General features: G+C 69.6%; 17 protein-coding genes. 6 read left to right on the top strand and 11 right to left on the bottom strand.

All coding sequences use genetic code 11. The features are described from left to right. The first annotated feature begins 46 nt into the window (after positions 1 to 46). From ACFYXH_RS39340 to ACFYXH_RS39315, 6 genes are all read left to right on the top strand, one after another. Positions 47 to 871: an urea amidolyase associated protein UAAP1 gene (locus ACFYXH_RS39340; protein ID WP_389573760.1), complete on the top strand. Its 825-nt coding sequence runs from the start codon at positions 47 to 49 to the stop codon at positions 869 to 871. Continuing rightward, positions 868 to 1473, top strand: coding sequence for an urea amidolyase associated protein UAAP2 (locus ACFYXH_RS39335; RefSeq protein ID WP_389573758.1), 606 nt, complete (start codon positions 868 to 870; stop codon positions 1471 to 1473). Before ACFYXH_RS39340 ends, ACFYXH_RS39335 begins: the two co-directional genes overlap by 4 nt. Beyond that, positions 1470 to 4976, top strand: coding sequence for a 5-oxoprolinase/urea amidolyase family protein (locus tag ACFYXH_RS39330; protein WP_389573755.1), 3507 nt, complete (start codon positions 1470 to 1472; stop codon positions 4974 to 4976). Before ACFYXH_RS39335 ends, ACFYXH_RS39330 begins: the two co-directional genes overlap by 4 nt. Before the next feature lie 235 nt (positions 4977 to 5211). Then, positions 5212 to 6852 (top strand): allophanate hydrolase, encoded by a 1641-nt coding sequence (atzF, locus tag ACFYXH_RS39325; RefSeq protein WP_389573753.1) that lies wholly within the window; start codon positions 5212 to 5214, stop codon positions 6850 to 6852. Between the two features lie 173 nt (positions 6853 to 7025). Beyond that, positions 7026 to 8135, top strand: a complete 1110-nt coding sequence (locus ACFYXH_RS39320) for an LLM class flavin-dependent oxidoreductase (RefSeq protein WP_389573751.1) — start codon at positions 7026 to 7028, stop codon at positions 8133 to 8135. Positions 8136 to 8230: 95 nt separating this feature from the next. Further along, on the top strand, positions 8231 to 8626 hold the full coding sequence (locus ACFYXH_RS39315) for a nuclear transport factor 2 family protein (RefSeq protein ID WP_362679034.1): 396 nt from the start codon (positions 8231 to 8233) through the stop codon (positions 8624 to 8626). Positions 8627 to 8689: 63 nt separating this feature from the next. Here ACFYXH_RS39315 and ACFYXH_RS39310 read toward each other — a convergent pair whose 3' ends face one another. The 11 genes from ACFYXH_RS39310 to ACFYXH_RS39260 all read right to left on the bottom strand — a co-directional run bounded on the left by ACFYXH_RS39310 (position 8690) and on the right by ACFYXH_RS39260 (position 19922). After that, positions 8690 to 11518: a DEAD/DEAH box helicase gene (locus ACFYXH_RS39310; RefSeq protein ID WP_389573858.1), complete on the bottom strand. Its 2829-nt coding sequence runs from the start codon at positions 11516 to 11518 to the stop codon at positions 8690 to 8692. A 197-nt stretch (positions 11519 to 11715) separates the two neighbouring features. Further along, entirely contained in the window at positions 11716 to 12618 is a 903-nt protein-coding gene (tatC, locus tag ACFYXH_RS39305; RefSeq protein ID WP_389573855.1) for a twin-arginine translocase subunit TatC, read from the bottom strand. A 108-nt stretch (positions 12619 to 12726) separates the two neighbouring features. Continuing rightward, positions 12727 to 13014, bottom strand: a complete 288-nt coding sequence (gene tatA / locus ACFYXH_RS39300) for a Sec-independent protein translocase subunit TatA (RefSeq protein ID WP_362679032.1) — start codon at positions 13012 to 13014, stop codon at positions 12727 to 12729. Between the two features lie 213 nt (positions 13015 to 13227). Next, positions 13228 to 13425 carry a hypothetical protein gene (locus tag ACFYXH_RS39295; protein WP_389573747.1) on the bottom strand — a complete coding sequence of 66 codons (198 nt, stop codon included), beginning with the start codon at positions 13423 to 13425 and terminating at the stop codon, positions 13228 to 13230. Positions 13426 to 13444: 19 nt separating this feature from the next. Further along, the gene (locus ACFYXH_RS39290; RefSeq protein ID WP_327322427.1) at positions 13445 to 13699 is read right to left on the bottom strand and encodes a hypothetical protein; all 255 of its coding nucleotides are present in this window, start codon (positions 13697 to 13699) and stop codon (positions 13445 to 13447) included. A gap of 42 nt (positions 13700 to 13741) precedes the next feature. Then, positions 13742 to 14710, bottom strand: a complete 969-nt coding sequence (locus ACFYXH_RS39285) for a WYL domain-containing protein (protein WP_327322428.1) — start codon at positions 14708 to 14710, stop codon at positions 13742 to 13744. A 17-nt stretch (positions 14711 to 14727) separates the two neighbouring features. Further along, a complete protein-coding gene (locus tag ACFYXH_RS39280) occupies positions 14728 to 15684 on the bottom strand; it encodes a helix-turn-helix transcriptional regulator (RefSeq protein ID WP_389573745.1) in 957 nt (318 codons plus the stop codon). A gap of 127 nt (positions 15685 to 15811) precedes the next feature. After that, positions 15812 to 16186: an FKBP-type peptidyl-prolyl cis-trans isomerase gene (locus ACFYXH_RS39275; protein ID WP_327322430.1), complete on the bottom strand. Its 375-nt coding sequence runs from the start codon at positions 16184 to 16186 to the stop codon at positions 15812 to 15814. Between the two features lie 43 nt (positions 16187 to 16229). Beyond that, positions 16230 to 17174: an FKBP-type peptidyl-prolyl cis-trans isomerase gene (locus ACFYXH_RS39270; RefSeq protein ID WP_389573743.1), complete on the bottom strand. Its 945-nt coding sequence runs from the start codon at positions 17172 to 17174 to the stop codon at positions 16230 to 16232. A gap of 108 nt (positions 17175 to 17282) precedes the next feature. Then, on the bottom strand, positions 17283 to 18644 hold the full coding sequence (gene pafA, locus ACFYXH_RS39265) for a Pup--protein ligase (protein ID WP_327322432.1): 1362 nt from the start codon (positions 18642 to 18644) through the stop codon (positions 17283 to 17285). Positions 18645 to 18653: 9 nt separating this feature from the next. Continuing rightward, the gene (locus tag ACFYXH_RS39260) at positions 18654 to 19922 is read right to left on the bottom strand and encodes an MFS transporter (RefSeq protein ID WP_389573741.1); all 1269 of its coding nucleotides are present in this window, start codon (positions 19920 to 19922) and stop codon (positions 18654 to 18656) included. Positions 19923 to 20052: the final 130 nt, after the last annotated feature.

Here is a 20052-nt window from a genome sequence, read left to right as displayed (position 1 = left end):
TGTCGCGCGACAGAAATAACTGCCGAGCCGGAGGAGGTACGCCGCAATGGCGACCGCGACGACATACGGGGCCCGCGACCACGCCCGTGCGCAGGACGGCGCCCGCGCCGAGGCCATGCCGGTCGTGCCCGCGACCGACTGGCCCGCGCCGCCCTGCGGGGCCGGTCATCTGGTGTGGGCCGAGACCGTCGGGGGCGGCAACTACACCCACCGCGTGCTCGCCCGCGGCACTGAGCTGCGCCTCACGGACCTGCACGGAGACGCCTGCGCGCATGTGCTGCTGTACGTGGACGGGCGACCGTGGGAGCGCCTCAACGCCGCCGACACCGTCAAGGTCCAGTGGAACGCCTACCTCCGCGCCGGGCAGCTGCTCCTCTCCGACCAGGGCCGCGTACTCGCCACTCTCGTCGCGGACACCGGAGGCCGGCACGACGCCCTGTGCGGCACCTCCACGCTCGTACGCAACACACAGCGGTACGGGGACGGCTCACCCCAGTCCGCCTCCCCCGCCGGCCGCGAGCTCCTCAAGCTCGCCGCGCTCAAGAACGGACTGGAGCCGCGCGATCTCCCGCCCTCCCTCTCCTTCTTCCAGGGCGTGGAGGTACGGGACGACGGCGCACTGGACTTCACCGGATCCGCCGGCCCCGGAGCCTCCGTGACGCTCCGCGCCGAGCAGGATCTGACGGTGCTGATCGCGAACGTCCCGCATCCTCTGGACCCGCGCGCCGAGTACACCAGCACGGCGCTGGAGGTGCTGGCCTGGCGCGCCGCGCCCACCGCGCCCGGCGATCCGCTCCGGGAGGCCTCACCCGAGGGACGCCGCGCCTACGCCAACACCATTGATTTCCTTGCCTCGAGGGGACTCGCATGAGCGCGACCACCGTCGTACCCGCCCGCGCCGCCTGGTCCGCCGTCGTCCGCGCCGGTGAGCAGCTGACCATCACCGATCTGCACGGCAATCAGGCCGTGGACTTCCTGGTGTACGACGCCCACGACACCGCCGTCCGCTACAGCGCCGCCGACACCATCCACGCCCGGGGGAACATCTTCCTCACCACCGGGAGCGTGCTGATGTCGAACGAGCACACCCCGCTGATGACCGTCACCGAGGACACCTGCGGACGGCACGACACGGTCGGCGGCGCCTGCTCCAAGGAGTCCAACACCCTGCGCTACGGCCACCACACCTGGTCGCAGCACGCCTGCGTCGACAACTTCCTTGCGGAGGGCGCGCGTTACGGCCTCGGCAAGCGCGATCTGGTCTCCAACATCAACTGGTACATGAACGTCCCGGTCGAGAAGGACGGCACGCTCGGCATCGTCGACGGCATCTCCGCGCCGGGCCTGCGCGTCACCCTGCACGCCGAGACCGATGTCCTGGTCCTCGTCTCCAACTGTCCTCAGATCAACAACCCGTGCAACGGATTCGAACCGACCGCCGTCGAGATGACGATCAGCGAGGCCGCCGTATGACCGCGTTCGACACGCTGCTGGTCGCCAATCGGGGCGAGATCGCCGTCCGTATCATCCGCACCGCCCGCCGCCTCGGGCTGCGTACGGTCGCCGTCTTCTCCGACCCCGACCGCGCCGCACCCCATGTCCGGCTCGCCGACGAGGCGGTACGGCTCGGCCCCGCGCCCGCCAAGGAGTCGTACCTCGACGCCGATCTCATACTCAAGGCCGCGAAGGACACGGGCTCGGGCGCCATCCACCCCGGTTACGGCTTCCTCTCCGAGGACGCGGACTTCGCGCGCCGCTGCGAGGACGCCGGGCTCGTCTTCGTCGGGCCGACCGCCGGGCAGCTGGAACTCTTCGGCGCGAAGCACACCGCGCGGGCCGCCGCCGAGGCCGCGGGCGTACCGCTCGCCCCCGGCACCGGGCTGCTGCCCGATCTGGCCGCCGCGCTGGCGGCGGCGGACGGCATCGGCTACCCGGTGATGCTCAAGGCGACGGGCGGCGGTGGCGGCATCGGCATGCGGGCCGTGCACGACGCCGAGGGCCTGGTCGACGCATGGGAGCGGGTGCACCGGGTCGCCGCGGCCTCCTTCTCCTCGGCCGGCGTCTTCCTGGAGCGCCTGGTCGAGCGCGCCCGCCATGTCGAGGTGCAGGTCTTCGGCGACGGCGAGGGCCGGGTGGTCACCTTCGGCGACCGCGACTGCTCGCTCCAGCGCCGCAACCAGAAAGTGCTGGAAGAGGCCCCGGCCCCAGGTCTGCCCGATTCCGTACGCGCACAACTGACGTCTTCGGCACGGGAGTTGTGCGCCAGTGTCGGATACCGCTCGGCCGGCACGGTCGAGTTCGTGTACGACACGGCCCGGGAGGAGGCGTACTTCCTGGAGGTCAACACCCGCCTCCAGGTGGAGCATCCGGTGACCGAGGAGATCTATGGCGTCGATCTCGTCGAGTGGATGCTGCGGCTCGCGCAGGGCGAGACGGCTGTCGTACGCGAGCCGGGCGCACCGCGCGGACACGCCGTCGAGGCCCGCGTCTACGCCGAGGACCCGAGCCGCGACCACCGCCCCGGCGCCGGCCTGCTGACCCGGGTGTCCTTCCCCACCGACGTACGTGTCGACTCCTGGGTCGAGACGGGGACAGAGGTGACGACGGCGTACGACCCGATGCTGGCGAAGGTCGTGGCGTACGGTGCCGATCGTGCCGAGGCCATCGACCGGCTGGACTCCGCGCTGGCCGCGACCCGCGTCGACGGCATCGAGACAAATCTGGGCCTGGTGCGGGCCGCGCTCGCCGACGCGTCCGTACGGGCCGCCGCACACAACACCGCGACGCTGGCGACGATCAGCGACCCGACGCCGCGGATCGAGGTCATGGCGTCGGGAACCCTCACCACCGTCCAGGACTGGCCGGGCCGCACCGGCTACTGGCAGGTCGGCGTGCCGCCGTCGGGGCCGATGGACGATCGCTCGTTCCGCCTCGGCAACCGCGCGCTCGGCAACGACGAGGGCACGCCAGGACTGGAGTGCACGCTGCAGGGCCCGACGCTGCGGTTCACGCACGCGGCGACGGTCTGCGTTGCGGGCGCGCCCGCGCCGGTGACGGTCGACGGCGAACCGGTCCGCCAGTGGGAGCCGTTCACCGTCCCCGCGGGTTCCTCGCTGGCCGTCGGCACCCCCGGCGGCCAGGGCCTGCGCACCTACATCCTGTTCGCGGGCGGTCTGGACGTCCCGGACTTCCTGGGCAGCGCGGCCACGTTCACGCTGGGCCGGTTCGGCGGCCACGGCGGACGGGCGCTGCGTACGGGCGATGTCCTGCACGGCGGCGCGGCGGCGGTGACCGGCCCGGGCGTTGCCGGCGCGCCCGTCCCGCACGCCGAGCGCCCTGCCTTCCCGAACATCTGGCACATCGCGGTGACAGAAGGCCCGCACGCCGCACCGGAGTTCTTCACCGAGGAGGACATCCACGACTTCTACGCCGCCGAGTGGAAGATCCACTTCAACTCCGCGCGCACGGGCGTGCGGCTGATCGGCCCGAAGCCGCGGTGGGCGCGGACGGACGGCGGGGAGGCGGGACTGCACCCGTCCAACATCCACGACACTCCGTACTCGGTCGGCGCGGTCGACTACACCGGAGACATGCCCGTGCTGCTGGGCCCGGACGGGCCGTCGCTCGGTGGCTTCGTCTGCCCGGCGACGATTCTGAAGGCGGAGCGTTGGAAACTCGGCCAGCTGCGGCCGGGTGACACGGTCAGGTTCGTCCCGGTGACGGTCGAGGGCGAGGAGCGCCGGATCATCGTCGACGGCGGGATCCTCGGGCGGGGCGAGTCGGTCACGTACCGCCGCAGCGGGGACGACAATCTGCTGGTCGAGTACGGGGAGATGCAGCTGGATCTCGCTCTGCGGATGCGGGTGCACGCGCTGGCCGAGGCGGTGGCGGCAGAGGGGCTGCCGGGCGTCGTGGATCTGACGCCGGGCATCCGCTCGCTCCAGATCCAGATCGACCCGGAAGCCCTCTCCCAGTCGGCGCTCCTCTCCGTCCTGACCCGCCTCGAGTCCGAACTCCCGCCCACGGACGCCCTGGTGGTGCCGTCACGGACGGTCCACCTCCCGCTGTCCTGGGACGACCCGGCGACGCGGGAGGCGATCGCCCGCTATATGGCCGGGGTACGGGACGATGCGCCGTGGTGCCCCTGGAACATCGAGTTCATCCGCCGCGTCAACGGCCTCGATTCGGTGGACGACGTCTACCGCACGGTCTTCGACGCGGAATATCTCGTACTCGGGCTGGGCGACGTCTACTTGGGCGCACCGGTCGCCACGCCGCTGGACCCGCGGCACCGGCTGGTCACGACGAAGTACAACCCGGCCCGGACATGGACGGCGGAGAACTCGGTCGGAATCGGCGGCGCGTACTTGTGCGTCTACGGCATGGAAGGGCCCGGCGGTTATCAGTTCGTGGGCCGTACGACTCAGGTGTGGTCGCGCTGGCAGGAACGGCCGTGGCTGCTGCGCTTCTTCGACCGGATCAAGTGGTACGCGGTCGAGGCGGACGAACTCGTGGAACTTCGCGCGGACATGGCGGCGGGCCGCTTCACGCCCCGTACCGAGGAGGGGACCTTCTCGCTGGCGGACTACCAGCGCTTCCTCGCCGAGAAGGCGGAGTCGATCGCGTCCTTCCGCGCCCGCCAGTCGAGGGCGTTCGGGGCGGAACGGGACGCATGGGAGGCGGCGGGCGAGTTCACCCGCGCGGAGTCGCCTGCCGCGCCCGCGGTCCCTGAACTGGACGTTCCGCCGGGCGGGCAGGTCCTGGAGGCCGAATTCGCCGCCTCGGTCTGGCAGTTGAACGCGGAGCCGGGGGCTGTTGTCACGCCCGGTCAGCCGCTGCTGACGCTGGAAGCGATGAAGATGGAATCCCGCGTGCACGCGCCGTACGCGGCGCGGGTCGCGCGATTCCTGGTCACGCCCGGCACCCAGGTGGAAGCGGGCACCCCGCTGGCCATCCTGACCCCCACGAACCCCTGACCGGGGCGGAGTCTTCCCCCACCCCGCCCCTTCCCGTAACTGGGGGCTTCGCCCCCGGACCCCAGTTTTCAATCGCCGGACGGGCTGAAAGATTCAGCCCGTCCGGCGGAAAATCAAGCCTCGCCGGCGATTGAGGCGCGGGGTCCGGGACGGAGCCCGGTTACGGGGAGGGGCGGGTGGGGGACAAGATCCCCAGCCCGTACCCCAACCGCCCCCACCTCAAGGAGCCGCCCCCATGCCCACCCCCACCACCGCCCTCGCCCGTGTCCGGGACGCATACGACCGCATCGACCGCGCCCGTCGGCCAGACATCTGGATCACCCTCCGCCCCCGCGCCGACGCCGAATCGGACGCCCGCGCCGTCGACGCGCGCGTCGCCGCCGGTGAGCAACTCCCCCTCGCAGGCCGCACCGTCGCCGTCAAGGGCAACATCGACATCGTCGGCCTCCCCACCACCGCCGGCTGCCCCTCCTACGCCTATGACCCGCCCGCCGACGCCCCCTCCGTCGCCAGGCTCAGAGCCGCCGGTGCCGTCGTGCTCGGCAGTACCAACATGGATCAGTTCGCCACCGGCCTCGTCGGCACCCGCTCGCCGTACGGCGCGGTACGCAGCGCCCACGACCCGGCAAGGATCGCCGGAGGATCCAGCTCCGGATCCGCCGTCGCCGTCGCCCTCGGCATCGCGGACCTCGCGCTCGGCACGGACACCGCCGGCTCCGGCCGTGTCCCCGCCGCCTTCAACGGCATCGTCGGCATCAAGCCCACCCGAGGCCTCGTCCCCACCGACGGCGTCGTCCCCGCCTGCGCGAGCATCGACTGCGTCAGCGTCTTCGCCCGAACACTCCCCGAGGCCGAACTCGCCCTCGCCCTCATCGCCACGCCACCCGGCCGCGCGGCCCCGCACCGTACCCCCGGCCCCTGGCGGGTCGCTGTGCCGCCGGCGGAGCAGCTCGGGGCCATGGACGAGGGCTGGGCCGAGGCATACGAAGCGGCAGCAGACCGTCTCGCTGCTGCCGGCGCCCGCCTCAGCCCCATCGACCTCACCGCCTTCACCGAGGCGGCCGCGCTCCTCTACGACGGCGCATTCGTCGCCGAGCGCTACACCGCCACAGGCGCCTTTGTCGATAAGGAAATGAACGACCTCGATCCCACCGTCGCCGCCATCATCCGCCGCGCCCGCGACATCCCCGCCCATCGGCTCTTCGCCGACCAGGCCCGGCTCGCCGCCCTCCGCGCCCGCGCCATGACCGCCCTCGCCGAAGCGGACGCGCTCCTCCTGCCCACCACCCCGGGCCACCCCACCCTCGACGACGTCGCCGCCGACCCGTTCGGCGCCAATGCCCGGCTCGGCCGGTTCACCAACTCCACCAATCTCTTCGACCTCGCCGCGGTCGCCGTCCCCGCAGGTGAAGTGGACGCCCGCCCCTTCGGTGTCATGCTGATCGGCCCGGCCGGCACGGACGACCGACTCGCCCGGATCGCGGCACTGCTCACTCCGCACGTTCGCCTCGCCGTCGTCGGAGCCCATCTCACCGGCCAGCCCCTCAACCCCCAACTCCTCGCCCTCGGCGCCCGGTTGATCCGTACCACCACCACAGCCCCCGCCTACCGGCTCTTCGCCCTGCGTACCGACCCGCCCAAGCCGGGCCTTGTCCATGTGGACAGCGGCGGCCGGCATATCGAGGCCGAGATCTGGGAGCTGCCTCCGGAGGGCCTCGGCACGCTCACCGCCGCCCTCCCCCGCCCCATGGCGATCGGCCGCCTGGAACTGGCCGACGGCACCACCGCCCCCGGTTTCCTCTGCGAACCCGCCGCCCTCGACGACGCCGTCGACATCACGGAGTACGGCGGCTGGCGAGCGTACAGAAACAGTTGACTCGGCCCCAACACGCCTGTTCCACTGGGCAGATGCGCCCTCGGCTGCGGTTGGTCACCCGCGACCACATCGACTTCGGTCGTGTGTGGTCCGCCTCGTGTTGCCTCTGACGGTTCCACACCGGCTCCACGCCACTGACCACGTCACCGCATCACGAGATATGAGGCCGCACCATGCCCGTCGAGTTTCTCGGCATCGCCGCAACCAATGAAGGCTCCGAAGTCACGCCCCGTTCCGGGCCGTCCTTCGACAAGGAGTACACGCTCAAGCTCGCCCGCGCCCACGAGGACCACGGCTGGGACCGCGTCCTGTTCGCGTACGGCTCCGGCTCGCCCGACCCCTCCCCGGCCGCCGCGTACATCGCGGCCCGCACCGAGAAGCTCCAGATCCTCGTCGCGCACCGCCCCAACGTCGCGTACCCGACCTTCGCCGCGAAGACCTTCGCCACGCTGGACCGGATCAGCGACGGCCGGCTCGCCGTCCACTTCATCACCGGCGGCAACGACCACGAGCAACAGCGCGAGGGCGACTTCCTCACCAAGGACGAGCGCTACGCCCGTACCCGCGAAGCCATCCAGATCATCAAGAAGGCCTGGACGAGCCATGAGCCCTTCGACCACGAGGGCACGCACTACCGCTTCAGCGACTTCGTGAGCGACACCTTCCCCGTACAACAGCCGCATCCGCGCGTCTCGTTCGGCGGTTCCTCACCCGCGGCCTACGAGGCCGGTGGCGCCGAGGCCGATATCTACTGCCTCTGGGGCGAGCCTCTCGCCGAGACCGCTCAGCAGATCGAGTCGGTGAAGGCGGCCGCGAAGGCGGCGGGCCGTACCGATGTCCCGAAGATCCAGGTGGCGTTCCGTCCGATCATCGCGCCCACCGAGGAACTCGCCTGGGAGAAGGCGTACCGGACCCTCGACCGGATCAAGGCACGCAGGGCGGGCGCGCCGCTCAGCCGCCGCCACCCGCTCAAGGACCCGGAGAACACGGGCTCACAGCGCCTTCTGGCCGTCGCCGCGCGGAGCGAGCGGCACGACCGCGCGCTGTGGACGCCGACCGCGGCCGAAACGGGCGGCGCGGGCAACTCCACCGCGCTCGTCGGCACACCCGAGACCGTCGCCCGGGCACTGCTCGACTACTACGACCTCGGCGTGGAGATTCTCTCCGCCCGCGGCTACGACCTGCTGGACGACGCGATCGACTTCGGCCGCCAGGTGATCCCGATCGTGCGTGAGGAAGTCGCCAAGCGCGACGCCGCGAAGGCGATTGACGCCGCCGCGTGACGACGGCGGGCCCCGGCACCTTGCGTGGACAGCCCTCTGGACCCGGCGGATGATGGGAAAAGAGGGATCCATAGGGACGGAAGGTGGGAATCGCTATGGCTGAACACCCGGACTGTGCCCTGATACGCCGGGGTTACGCAGCGTTCGGATCAGGTGACATGGAGACGCTGGGCTCCTTGATGACGGCGGATGTCGTCCACCACGTACCCGGAAGCAGCCCGATATCCGGGCACCACAAGGGCCGGGACGCCGTTCTCCAGCTCTACCGCAGGTTCGGCGAGGAGACCAACGGCACCATGCTGATCGAGCTCGAAGCCGTGCTCGCCGACGGGCGCGGCCATGTGATGTCCTTCCACACATCCCGGGCCGACCGGGGTGACCACGGCCTCGAAATGCGCGAAGGACTGTTCTTCACGATCGTCGGCGGAAAGATCTCCGACATCGACGAGTGCCTCGAAGACATCGACGAGTCGGACAGGTTCTGGAGCTGACCGGAAACGCTGCCCCGTTCACCAGCGGCCGGTGGTGAACGGGGCCTTCATGCGTCGTCCCGCTCAGCCCACCGAGCTGTACGCCACCACACCCCGCAGCAGCGCGTCGACCGCCCTGCGCGCGTTCTTGGCGACCGTGCTGCCCTCGCGCGGCGCGGCTGCCGCGATCTGGCCGAGGACATCGATGACCTGCTTGCTCCAGCGGACGAAGTCGCCGGCAGGCATCTCCGCCTCGCGCAGCACCTCGTCCAGGCTCCGGTCGGAGGCCCACTGGTACGCGGCCCAGGCGAAGCCGAGATCGGGTTCGCGCTGTCCGACGCCCTCCGCCTGGTTGATCTTGAACTCTTCCTCCAGGGCGTCGAGCCGGCCCCAGATGTGCACCATCTCGCCGAGTGCGACCTTCGCCTTGCCCGCCGGGACCTTGGGCGCCACCGCGTCGTCCGACTGCCGCGCCTCGTACACCAACGCCGAGGCGCACGCGGCCAGTTCGGCCGGACTGAGTCCCTCCCACACACCGTCACGCAGGCATTCGCTCGCCAGCAGATCCAGCTCGCCGTACAGCCGGGCGAGCCGCCTGCCGTGCTCGGTGACCTCGTCCCCGCGCAGATAGTCCAGCTCGGTCAGCAGCGCCACGATCCGGTCGAAGGTACGGGCGATGGTGTTCGTACGCCCCTCGATGCGCCGCTCCAGCTGCTGGGTGTCGCGCTGCAACCGGTGGTACCGCTCCGCCCACCGCGCATGGTCCTCGCGCTCGTCGCAACCGTGGCAGGGGTGCGCGCGCAGCTCGGCACGGAGCCGGGTGATCTCACGGTCGTCGGCGGCCGCGGCCCGCTGCTTGCGGTGCCGCTCGGGAACGATGTGGCCGGCCTTCGTCCGCAGCGCGGACGCCAGATCGCGCCGTGACTGGGGCGAGCGCGGATTGAAGGACTTCGGGATCCGCATCCGCTCCAGCGCCTCGACCGGCACCGGGAAGTCCATCGACGCCAGCCGCTTGACCTGCCGCTCGGCGGTCAGGACCAGCGGCCGCGGGCCGTCGTGCTGCTCGAAGCCGCGGTGGCCGTTACTACGTCCGGCCGGGAAGCCCGGGTCGAGCACCAGCGCGAGGCCCGCGAACTTGCCCGTCGGGACATGGATGACATCACCGGGCTTCAGCTTCTCCAGCGAGGAGGCCGCGGCGGCCCGCCGCTGTGCGACGCCCTGCTTGGCCAGCTCCGTCTCGCGGTCCTTGAGCTCACGGCGCAGCCGTGCGTACTCCTCGAAGTCCCCCAAGTGGCAGGTCATGCCCTCGCGGTAGCCCTCGAGTCCCTCTTCGTTCTTCTGCACCTGGCGACTTATGCCGACTACCGACTTGTCCGCCTGGAACTGCGCGAACGACGTCTCGAGCAGCTCGCGCGAGCGGTGGCGCCCGAACTGCTGCACCAGATTGACGGCCATGTTGTACGAGGGCCTGAAGCTGGAACGCAGGGGATACGTGCGGGTGCCCGCGAGACCGGCGAGCGCGGCCGGGTCCATGCCCCGCTGCCACAGCACCACCGCATGGCCCTCGACATCGATGCCGCGCCGTCCGGCCCGGCCGGTGAGCTGGGTGTACTCACCAGGGGTGATGTCGGCGTGCTGCTCGCCGTTCCACTTGACGAGCTTCTCCAACACCACTGAGCGGGCAGGCATGTTGATGCCGAGCGCCAGTGTCTCGGTGGCGAAGACGGCCTTGACCAGACCGCGTACGAAGAGCTCTTCGACGACCTCCTTGAAGGTCGGCAGCATGCCGGCGTGGTGCGCGGCGATGCCCCGCTCCAGACCTTCCAACCACTCGTAGTAACCCAGGACATGCAGATCCTCGCCGGGGATGGCTGCGGTCCGCTCCTCGACGATCTCGCGCACCTTGAGCCGCGCTTCCTCGTCGTTGAGCCGCAGCCCCGCGTACATGCACTGCTGTACGGCAGCTTCGCAGCCCGCCCGGCTGAAGATGAAGGTGATCGCGGGCAGCAGCCCTTCCGCGTCGAGTCGCTCGATGACCTCGGGCCGTCCCGGCGTCCAGATCCGGGTGCGCTGGCGCCGCTCACGCTCACGGTCCGCCTCACGGACCATCTTGCCGCGGCGGCGGTCGCGGGGGTTGTACGTGCGCTGGTTCTCCATCCGCGCCAGGCGTACGAGATCGGGGTTGACCTCGCGCCGGGTCACGCCGCGGCCGCCGTGGTCGGTCTCCTCCTCGAAGAGGTCGTACATCCGGCGGCCGGCCATGACGTGCTGCCACAGCGGCACGGGCCGGTGCTCGGAGACGATCACCTCGGTGTCGCCACGGACGGTGTCCAGCCAGTCGCCGAACTCCTCGGCGTTCGACACGGTGGCCGACAGGGACACCAGGGTCACCGACTCGGGGAGGTGGATGATCACTTCCTCCCAGACGGCACCGCGGAAGCGGTCGGAGAGGTAGTGGACCTCGTCCATGACCACATGGCCGAGGCCGAGCAGGGACTGCGAGCCCGCGTACAGCATGTTGCGCAGCACCTCGGTGGTCATCACGACCACCGGCGCCTCGGAGTTGACGCTGTTGTCGCCGGTGAGCAGGCCGACCTTGTCCGCGCCGTAGCGCCTGGCGAGGTCGGTGTACTTCTGGTTGGACAGTGCCTTGATGGGTGTGGTGTAGAAGCATTTGCGGCCCTGCTGAAGAGCCAGGTGGACGGCGAACTCGCCGACGATGGTCTTGCCGGAGCCGGTGGGCGCCGCGACGAGCACGCCCTTGCCCGCTTCCAGGGCCTGACAGGCCTCGATCTGGAAGGGGTCCAGGTCGAATTCGTACAGCGCTCGGAAGGGGGCCAGCGCAGTGGCCTCCTCAGCGGCGCGGATACGGGCAGCGGCGTAGCGCTCAGCGGGAGAGAGGTCCTCGGTCATCTTGCTCACGAGCCTACCCGTCACCTCTGACAGTGAGCGCGATCTTTAATTGACCGGGGCAAGTACCGGTACGGTCACCCGCACGTCGCCCGGAACGCACGAGCGGCCGGTTGCGCGGAGTGCGCGCCCCGGCCGCGTCCCGCGGTGGTATTGGCGAAGAAGGTGATCCCGCCGGTCATCCGGCGGACCCGGCAAGGTCAGGTGATGTCGTCGTAACCGTTGAGCCGGTTCGAACGCCCACCGTCCGCTTCGCCGCCGGTCTGCTCCGGTACGGAGCGCGCGGCCAGGACGGGCTCGACGTCACTGACGGCCTCGGGGGTCAGATCGAGGTCGGAGGCCTCGTCGTCGTCCAGCTCGGCGTCCGGGTCGTTGCGGCGTCGCCGCTTGTCGTTCAGTAGCGAGAAGCCGACGGCCATGAAGTAGAGGATGCTGATCGGCCCGGCCAGCGCGATCATGCCGATCGGGTCCGTCGTCGGGGTGATCACGGCACCGAAGACGAAGACACCCATGATGACGCCGCGCCACCACCGGGCCATGCGCCGGCCGCTGAGGATGCCCGTGAGGTTGAGCATCACCAGCACGAGCGGCAGCTCGAAGGCGAGCCCGAAGACGAGCACCATCCGCAGCGTGAAATCGAGGACATCGCCCAGCGACAGGATGTTCGCCGAGCCGTCCGGCGTAAGGCTGATCAGGACCTTCACGCTGACGGGGAGGATGAGGTACGCGAGGTAGGCACCGGCGGCGAACAGCGGTACCGCCGCGCCGACGAAGGCGTACGTGTACCTCTTCTCGCTCTTGTGCAGTCCAGGTGCCACGAAAGCCCAGAGCTGGTAGAGCCAGACCGGGCTCGCGACAACGAGGCCGGTGGTCAAGCTCAGCTGGATCGTCGTGCTGAAAGGCGCAATCAGCGTGTTGAAGGAGACGATCGCGCAGTTTCCGCCGTTACTCGTCACGCCCGGCGGACATTTGGGCACCGACTTCGTCAGGAACTGCATGAGCTGCTCGCTGTACATCAGGGCCACAATCGTGACCGCCATGATGGCGAGCATTCCCTTCGCGAGCCGGTTGCGAAGCTCTCGCAGGTGCTCCACGAGAGGCATCCGCCCCTCGGGGTCCTTCTCCTGCTTGCGGGCAGACTTGAGCAACCCACGTCCTCATCTCGTGCGGCAGGCCATCACCGTTGTTTCGGTGCCTGCGGCGGCCCAGGGTCAGCGCTTGGTGGTGTCGGTCGGCTCGGTTACGGGACGTGAGCTGGTCACATCACCGGGCGCGGCCTGGATGGTGCGCGGCGCGGGCTGGTCCTGGGCGGCGCCCGGCTGCGGCGGGTCGGCCGGGGCGCTCTGCGTGTCGTCCGACTTCATGGCCTTGGCCTCGCTCTTGAGGATTCGGGCCGACTTGCCCAGCGAACGGGCCATGTCCGGAAGCTTCTTGGCGCCGAACAGCAGGACGATGACGACAAGGATGAGAATGATCTCGGTGGGGCCGAGCCTACCCATAGCTGTTTACCTTCTTCACCGAGGCGACAGGGAGTCTGATTGCCCGACTGCCGGACAAATGTCTGGCCACCGCGCTACCAGCGATCGTAACCCGCAGGAGTAAACACAGGGCAATGCCTGCGCATACGCACGATTGCAGCCCGTGCCCCCACTGTCCGGGCCGCCACCAGCAGCGTACCGCTCGCAGTTTCGGCGCAGCAGAGTGCACCCGGGCTAGCGCAAAGCGTCACCGGTGCGGGCCAGACCGGTCGCCGCGTTCTCCAGATCCTCCGCGGCCCGGTTGATCCGCTCCGTGGTGCGGGCCACCTCGATGCCCAGCCGCTGGGCCTCGAGAAAGACGCGGACACCGAGGATGCCGAGTACAGCGATCCCGAGGAAGCCGAGGGCGATGGCGAGCATGGGCCAGAGCATGGGCAGAACCTAGACCGTTCTAGACGGTGGAGTAGAGGCGCAGGGTCCGTACGCCGCCGCCGGTGAGGAGCTCGACGATGCGCTCCCCGGCCGGCTTGCGGACGGCCATGTCGCACTCGGGGCAGGTGAAGGAGTAGAAGGTGGTGCGGCGGCTGGCTCCGATGGCGAGCCGCAGCGCCCCTGCGGAGAGCTCGAAACGAGCGCGGCACTCGGGGCACGCGGCCTTGTAGAGGACCGGCCCCACCGTCGCCGGAATTCCAGACATCACAGACATGCCGCGCGAATCCCCTTATTCCTGAGCGTCATAGGCAGCGAGCTATTCCTGGGCGTCATAGGCAGCGAGCGCCTCACGCGCCGCCAGCCGGGCACTGTCCGTAAGGTCCTGCGGCGAGACGATCCGCCCGTCCCGCCCCAGCCGCAGCGCCAGCCGCCGCAGCGAAGCGGGGGCAGGCGTACGCAAAGTGATGCGCAGACCACCCTCCGGCAACTCCTCCGCGCTGTCGTGCGGGTAGTACTCGGCGACCCAGCGCCCGCCGGGGCCGACCTCGACCACAACCTCCGGATCGTCCGCCGACGGCTGCACCAGCCCTTCGGACAGATCCCGCAGCTCGATCTCGGGCGGTGCGGCCGGGGCGTCGAGCAGCTTGATCTCGGCCACCCGGTCGAGGCGGAAGGTCCTGCGCGCCTCGGAGAGACGGCACCATGCCTCCATATACGTATGACCCACCGCGAAGAGCCGGATCGGGTCCACCTCGCGCTCGGTGAGCTCGTCGCGCGCGGGCGAGTAGTACTTCAGCCACAGCCGCCGCCGCTCCGAGATCGCCCGGTCCACATCGGCGAAGACACCGCCCTCGGACTGGAAGGTGACCGAGAGCCGGGAGCTCGCGCCGGCCGCCTCGCCCGCCGCGGTCTCCAGTTTGGCGGTGGCCCGCAGCAGCGCCTCGCGATCGCCCTCGCGCAGCCCGGGCAGGGTGGCGACCGCGCGCGCGGCCACCAGCAGGGCGGTCGCCTCGTCGGCAGCGAGCCGCAGCGGCTCAGCTGTACTCGTGCCGGAGGCATCCGGATTGCGCCACCAGATGCGGTCACCGTCAGTGTCGATGTCGAGCAGATCGCCGCCGCGGAAGCTGGTCCCGCACATCGGCAGTACGTCGAGGTCGGAGATCAGCTCGTCCTCGGTGATCCCGAAGGCGCGGGCGACGTCCCCCACGCGCGCGCCGGGGCGCTCGCGCAGATAGGTCACCAGCGAGAGCATTCGCCGGGTCTGGTCAATGGCGTTGGCGGCCATGGTTGTACGAGTCCCCCTCAGCCCTTGGCCACGGCACGGAGCCGGTCGACCACATCGGCCCGCAGATCCGCGGGCTCCAGTACGACGACGTCCGGGCCGAATTCCACGAGCCAGGCATCGAGCCCGTGCCCGTACGGAATCTCCAACTCGTCCCAGCCCTCGCCCAGTTCCCGGATGGACTGTGCTCTTGAGCGCAGCGGATAGCCGCAGCCGGTGCGCAGCCTGATCACCGCGGAGCGGGTCGCGATCTCACCCGCCCAGCTCTCGACGGTCTCACGGACGGTCACGACGTCGGGCACGGGCGCGGTGAACGAGCCGACGCGGGAGCGGACCCGGCCGGTGATACGAGAGAGCCGGAAGACCCGCTCGGCGCCCCGGTCCCGGTCCCAGCCGGCGAGATACCAGTGACCGCGCCAGAACTCGAGCGTCCATGGTTCGACCTGGCGCTGCTCGGGGCGGGCGGCATTGGCCTTGCGGTAGTCGAAGACGACGGGCCGGCGGTCGCGGCAGGCGAGCATCAGCGGTTCGAAGGCGGCCTCATGGACCGGGATGCGGGGCTCGAGCGCGCTGTGATGGGCCTCGTACGAATCCCCGGCCTCGGGCATACCGGCCGCGCGCAGCTTCTGCAGGGCACCGCTGGCGGCTCCGGCCAGCCGCGCCTGCTGCCACACCTTGGCCGCGAGGCCGAGGGCAGCGGCCTCCTCGGCGTCCAGCGTGATGGCGGGCAGCCGGTTGGAGTCGCGGCGTGCGAGATAACCGGTGTCTCCTTCGAGGTTCTCCACCGTCTCGATGACCAGGCCGAGTTCGCGCAGATCGTCCTTGTCGCGCTCGAACATCCGGTTGAAGGAGTCGTCGGAGCCGGCCTCCAGATAGGCCTCGATGGACCCGCGCAGCTCGCGCTTGCTGAGCGGACGCCGGGTCCCCAGCAGGCACAGCGCCAGATTCATCAGCCGCTCGGCCTTGGCAATGGCCATCGACGCCCTTCGCCCCCATCTACGTAGCACTTCTGAGCGTTGACCGTACCGCTCCGGGCTGTCGGGGCAAAAGCGAGGGCCCACGCCAGACGGCATGGGCCCTCGTTACGCTACGAAGCGATCGGACTCAGACAGCAACCAGATCGCAGACGAAGATCAGCGTCTCGCCGGGAGCGATGGCGCCGCCACCGGCGCCGCGCTCGCCGTAGGCAAGGTGCGCGGGGATGATCAGCTGGCGACGGCCGCCGACCTTCATACCCTGCACGCCCTGGTCCCAGCCGGAGATGACCTGGCCGACACCGAGCTGGAACTGCAGCGGCGTACCGCGGTTCCAGGACGCGTCGAACTCCTCGCCGGTGGAGAAGGCCACGCCCACGTAGTGGACGGAGACGGTGTCGCCGGCCTTGGCCACCGGTCCGTCACCCTCCCAGATGTCCTTGATCTCCAGGTCGGCCGGCGGCTCGCCACCCGGGAAATCGATCTCGGGCTTCTCGATGCTCACTGAACTGCTCCTCTAAATGATGAACGGGGCAACCTGGACAGTCTTACACCTTTGTCAGAAGGTCCACGGCGAAGACGAGCGTCGAGTTCTTCGGGACGCCCTGCTTCTCCTCGGCCCCGAATGCCTGGTCCGGCGGGATGACCAGCAGCAGGCGGCTGCCGACCTTCTTACCGACGAGACCGTCCTTGAGGCCCTTGAGCGTCACCTGCGCCAGCGGGAAGGTCTGGGGCTTGCCCCGCTGGTACGTGCTGTCGAACTTCTTGCCGCCGTTCCAGAGATAGGCCTCGTAGTTCACGATGACGGTGTCCTTCGCCGTGACCACCGGGCCCGTGCCCTCGAGCACGTAGTTGGAGACGAGCTTCTTCGGCGGGTCGGGCTCCTTGGGGAAGGTGACCGAAGGGGCCTTGCCGTCGGTGTTGGTGCCCACCTTCGGCAGGTCGATGTTGTCCTGTGCGACCTCAGTGCCCTTGGCGGACACCGGAATGGTGGTCGCCTTCAGAATGTCGACGACGAAGACCAGAGTGGAGTTGGCCGGGATCTGGTCGCCCTTGGCCTGATCCCCGTAACCGAGCGCCGGCGGGATCGACATCTCGACACGGCTGCCGACCTTCTGGCCCTCGAGGCCCTTCTCCCAGCCCGGGATGACATCGCCGGCACCGAGCGTGAGGTCGAGCGGTTCCTTGCGGTCGAAGCTGTTGTCGAACGGCTTGTCCGAAACCCAGGTCTGCCCGAGGTAATTGACCTGAAGGGCATCGCCCTTCTTGGTCGTCGCGCCGTCACCCTTGCTGATGACCTCGACCTTCAGCTCCTTGGGCGGATCACCTTCGCCCTTCGCCAAGGTCGGCTTCTGACCGAACTTGGCGCCGGCGGTGATCGCAGGCAGTCCGTTTTTGGACGAGGTGGAGTCGGAGCCCTTGTCGTCACTGCCGCACGCCACTGTCGACAACAGCAGCAAGGGGACGACGAGAAGGCCGGCAAGTCGGCGCACGTGTTCCTCAGATCTCAGACGGCACAGTAGTTGCCCGACACTCTAGGGCGTGCCAAGGGCCCCGTACGAGGACGTACGGGGCCCGAGTCGCGTTCCACCGGGTGGTGGCTACATACCGGCGATGAGCTTCTCCACCCGGTCATCGACCGACCGGAACGGGTCCTTGCACAACACGGTGCGCTGCGCCTGGTCGTTGAGCTTGAGGTGCACCCAGTCGACGGTGAAGTCCCGCCGCTGCTCCTGAGCCCGGCGGATGAAGTCGCCGCGCAGCCGCGCCCTGGTGGTCTGCGGGGGCACCGACTTGCCCTCGAAGATCTTCAGGTCGTTGCAGATCCGGGCGGCCTGGCCCTTCCGCTCGAGGAGGTAGTACAGCCCCCGGCGGCGGTGGATGTCGTGGTACGCGAGGTCTATCTGGGCGACTCGCGGATGCGACATGGTCATATTGTGCTTGGCCCGGTACCGCTCGATGAGCTTGTACTTCATCACCCAGTCGATTTCGGTGCCGATCCGGTCGAGGTCCTCCGAATCGATCGCGTCCAGCGTGCGGCCCCAGAGTTCCAGGACCTGCTCGACGGTGCCGGTGCGGATCCCGCGCCGCTCGACGAAGTCCACGGCTTTCTCGTAGTACTCGCGCTGCACTTCGAGGGCCGAGGCCTCGCGGCCGCTGGCCAGGCGCACCTTGCGCTGTCCGGTGATGTCATGGCTGACCTCGCGGATCGCCCGGATCGGGTTCTCCAGGGTCAGATCGCGCATGACCGTGCCCGCCTCGATCATGCGCAGTACGAGGTCGGTCGCGCCGACCTTCAGCAGCATGGTCGTCTCGGACATGTTCGAGTCGCCGACGATGACATGCAGACGGCGGTAGCGCTCCGCGTCGGCGTGCGGTTCGTCGCGGGTGTTGATGATCGGGCGCGAGCGGGTGGTGGCGGAGCTGACGCCCTCCCAGATGTGCTCGGCGCGCTGGCTGACGCAGTAGACCGCGCCACGTGGGGTCTGCAGTACCTTGCCCGCGCCGCACAGCAGCTGACGGGTGACCAGGAACGGAATGAGGATGTCCGCGAGCCGGGAGAACTCTCCGTGGCGGGCGACGAGATAGTTCTCGTGGCAGCCGTAGGAGTTTCCCGCCGAGTCGGTGTTGTTCTTGAAGAGATAGACGTCGCCCGCGATTCCCTCCTCGTGCAGGCGGCGTTCGGCGTCGACGAGCAGGCCTTCGAGAATGCGCTCGCCCGCCTTGTCGTGCGTGACCAGTTCGGTCACGTTGTCGCATTCGGGAGTTGCGTATTCCGGATGCGAACCCACGTCGAGGTAGAGGCGGGCGCCGTTCCGCAGGAAGACATTGCTGCTGCGGCCCCATGAGACAACACGGCGGAAGAGGTAGCGCGCCACTTCGTCAGGTGACAGTCGGCGCTGTCCCCTGAACGTGCACGTGACGCCGTACTCGTTCTCCAGCCCGAAAATGCGGCGGTCCATGTCTGAACATTACGCCTCAAGGCCTGTGCTGAAACCGGGTTCGGCAGCACCGTTTCGATCATTTTCCGATGAGCTCGCGATGTCCTTGGTACGGCCGGGAACTGCGAGTACCCGCTGAGTGGCCATCAGAACCATGAGTGCGGCGATCCCTCCGGCTCCGGCGACGGCGAAGCTCCAGCTCGTCCCGCCCAGCTCGACCGCCGGGCCCGCGACAGCCGTTCCGACCGCCGCGCCGACGCCGAAGGTCGTGACGAGCCAGGAGAAGGCCTCGGTCACCGTGCCGCTCGGAGCGTGCCGGTCGACGACGATGAAGGCGCAGGCGATCGCGGGCGCCAGGAAGATTCCGGCGACGGCGGACAGCGCGGTCATGGCGACCACGCCTGGGGTGAGCGCGAGCGGCAGATAGCCGAGCGCGAGGAGGGCGACGATGACGCGCAGGCGGCGCTCGGGTGCTCCGGCCCACTGCCGGGCACCGTAGACCACGCCGCCGAGGAGTGCGCCGAGGCCGAGGGCGGCCATCAGCCAGCCGTACACCGCCTGGCGGCCGTGGTCGTCGGCGTACGCGACGCCGGCGACGGTGATGGAGCCGAGCGCGAGGCCGACGAAGAAGAAGGCGCCGAGGAGAGCGAGCAGCCCGGGTGAGCGCAGTGCGCCGAGCCAGTGGGACTCGCGGGGGGCGGAACGCCAGACGCGGGACGGTTCGGCGAGGACGACGGAGAGCGCACCGAGCACGCCCACGGCGTTGATGACGAGCAGGGCGGCGGCGGGCGACCAGAGCGAGACGAGCAGGGTGACCAGCAGTGGGCCGACGGTGAACATGACTTCCTGGGCCACGGCGTCCATGGCGTAGGCCCGGTGCACCTGGTCCTCACGGCCGAGAACGCTGGGCCACAGGGCCCGCAGTCCGCCTTCGAGGGGCGGGGTGAAGAGGCCTGCGACAACCACGGCGGCGTACGCGGCGGGCAGTGAGCCGGTGCCGACGGCGGCGAGGAGGGTCATGCCGAGGGCGGAGAGGACGGCGGCGGGCAGCTGGACCCGTGGCTGTCCGTACAGGTCCACGGCGCGGCCGAGCAGCGGCTGGCCCATCGCGGTCGCCAGTCCGTACACGGCGGCAAGCGCCCCGGCGAGGGTGTAGCTGCCGCCTTCGGCGCGGGTGAACAGGACGATGGCGATGTGGGCGGTGGCGTTGGGCAGCCTGCCGACGAGCGTGCCGGCGAGCAGCCGTGCCGCGTGCGGCGCCTTGAGGATGTCTGCGTAGCCGGTGGCTCCCAGGGCCATGTTCCGCCCCTCTCTCCCGGCTGACCCGAGGTTTTACGTATAACGTGGTCGGTCATACGTACCATGTCGGCAGTCCGCGGGTCCACCGCGGGCGCATAACGGAACGAGCGGCGAGCGCCGAGCGGCGGAG

This window comes from Streptomyces sp. NPDC002730 (genome assembly GCF_042888805.1).
GTDB lineage: Bacteria > Actinomycetota > Actinomycetes > Streptomycetales > Streptomycetaceae > Streptomyces.
This window is presented reverse-complemented; position numbering and strand designations above follow the sequence as displayed.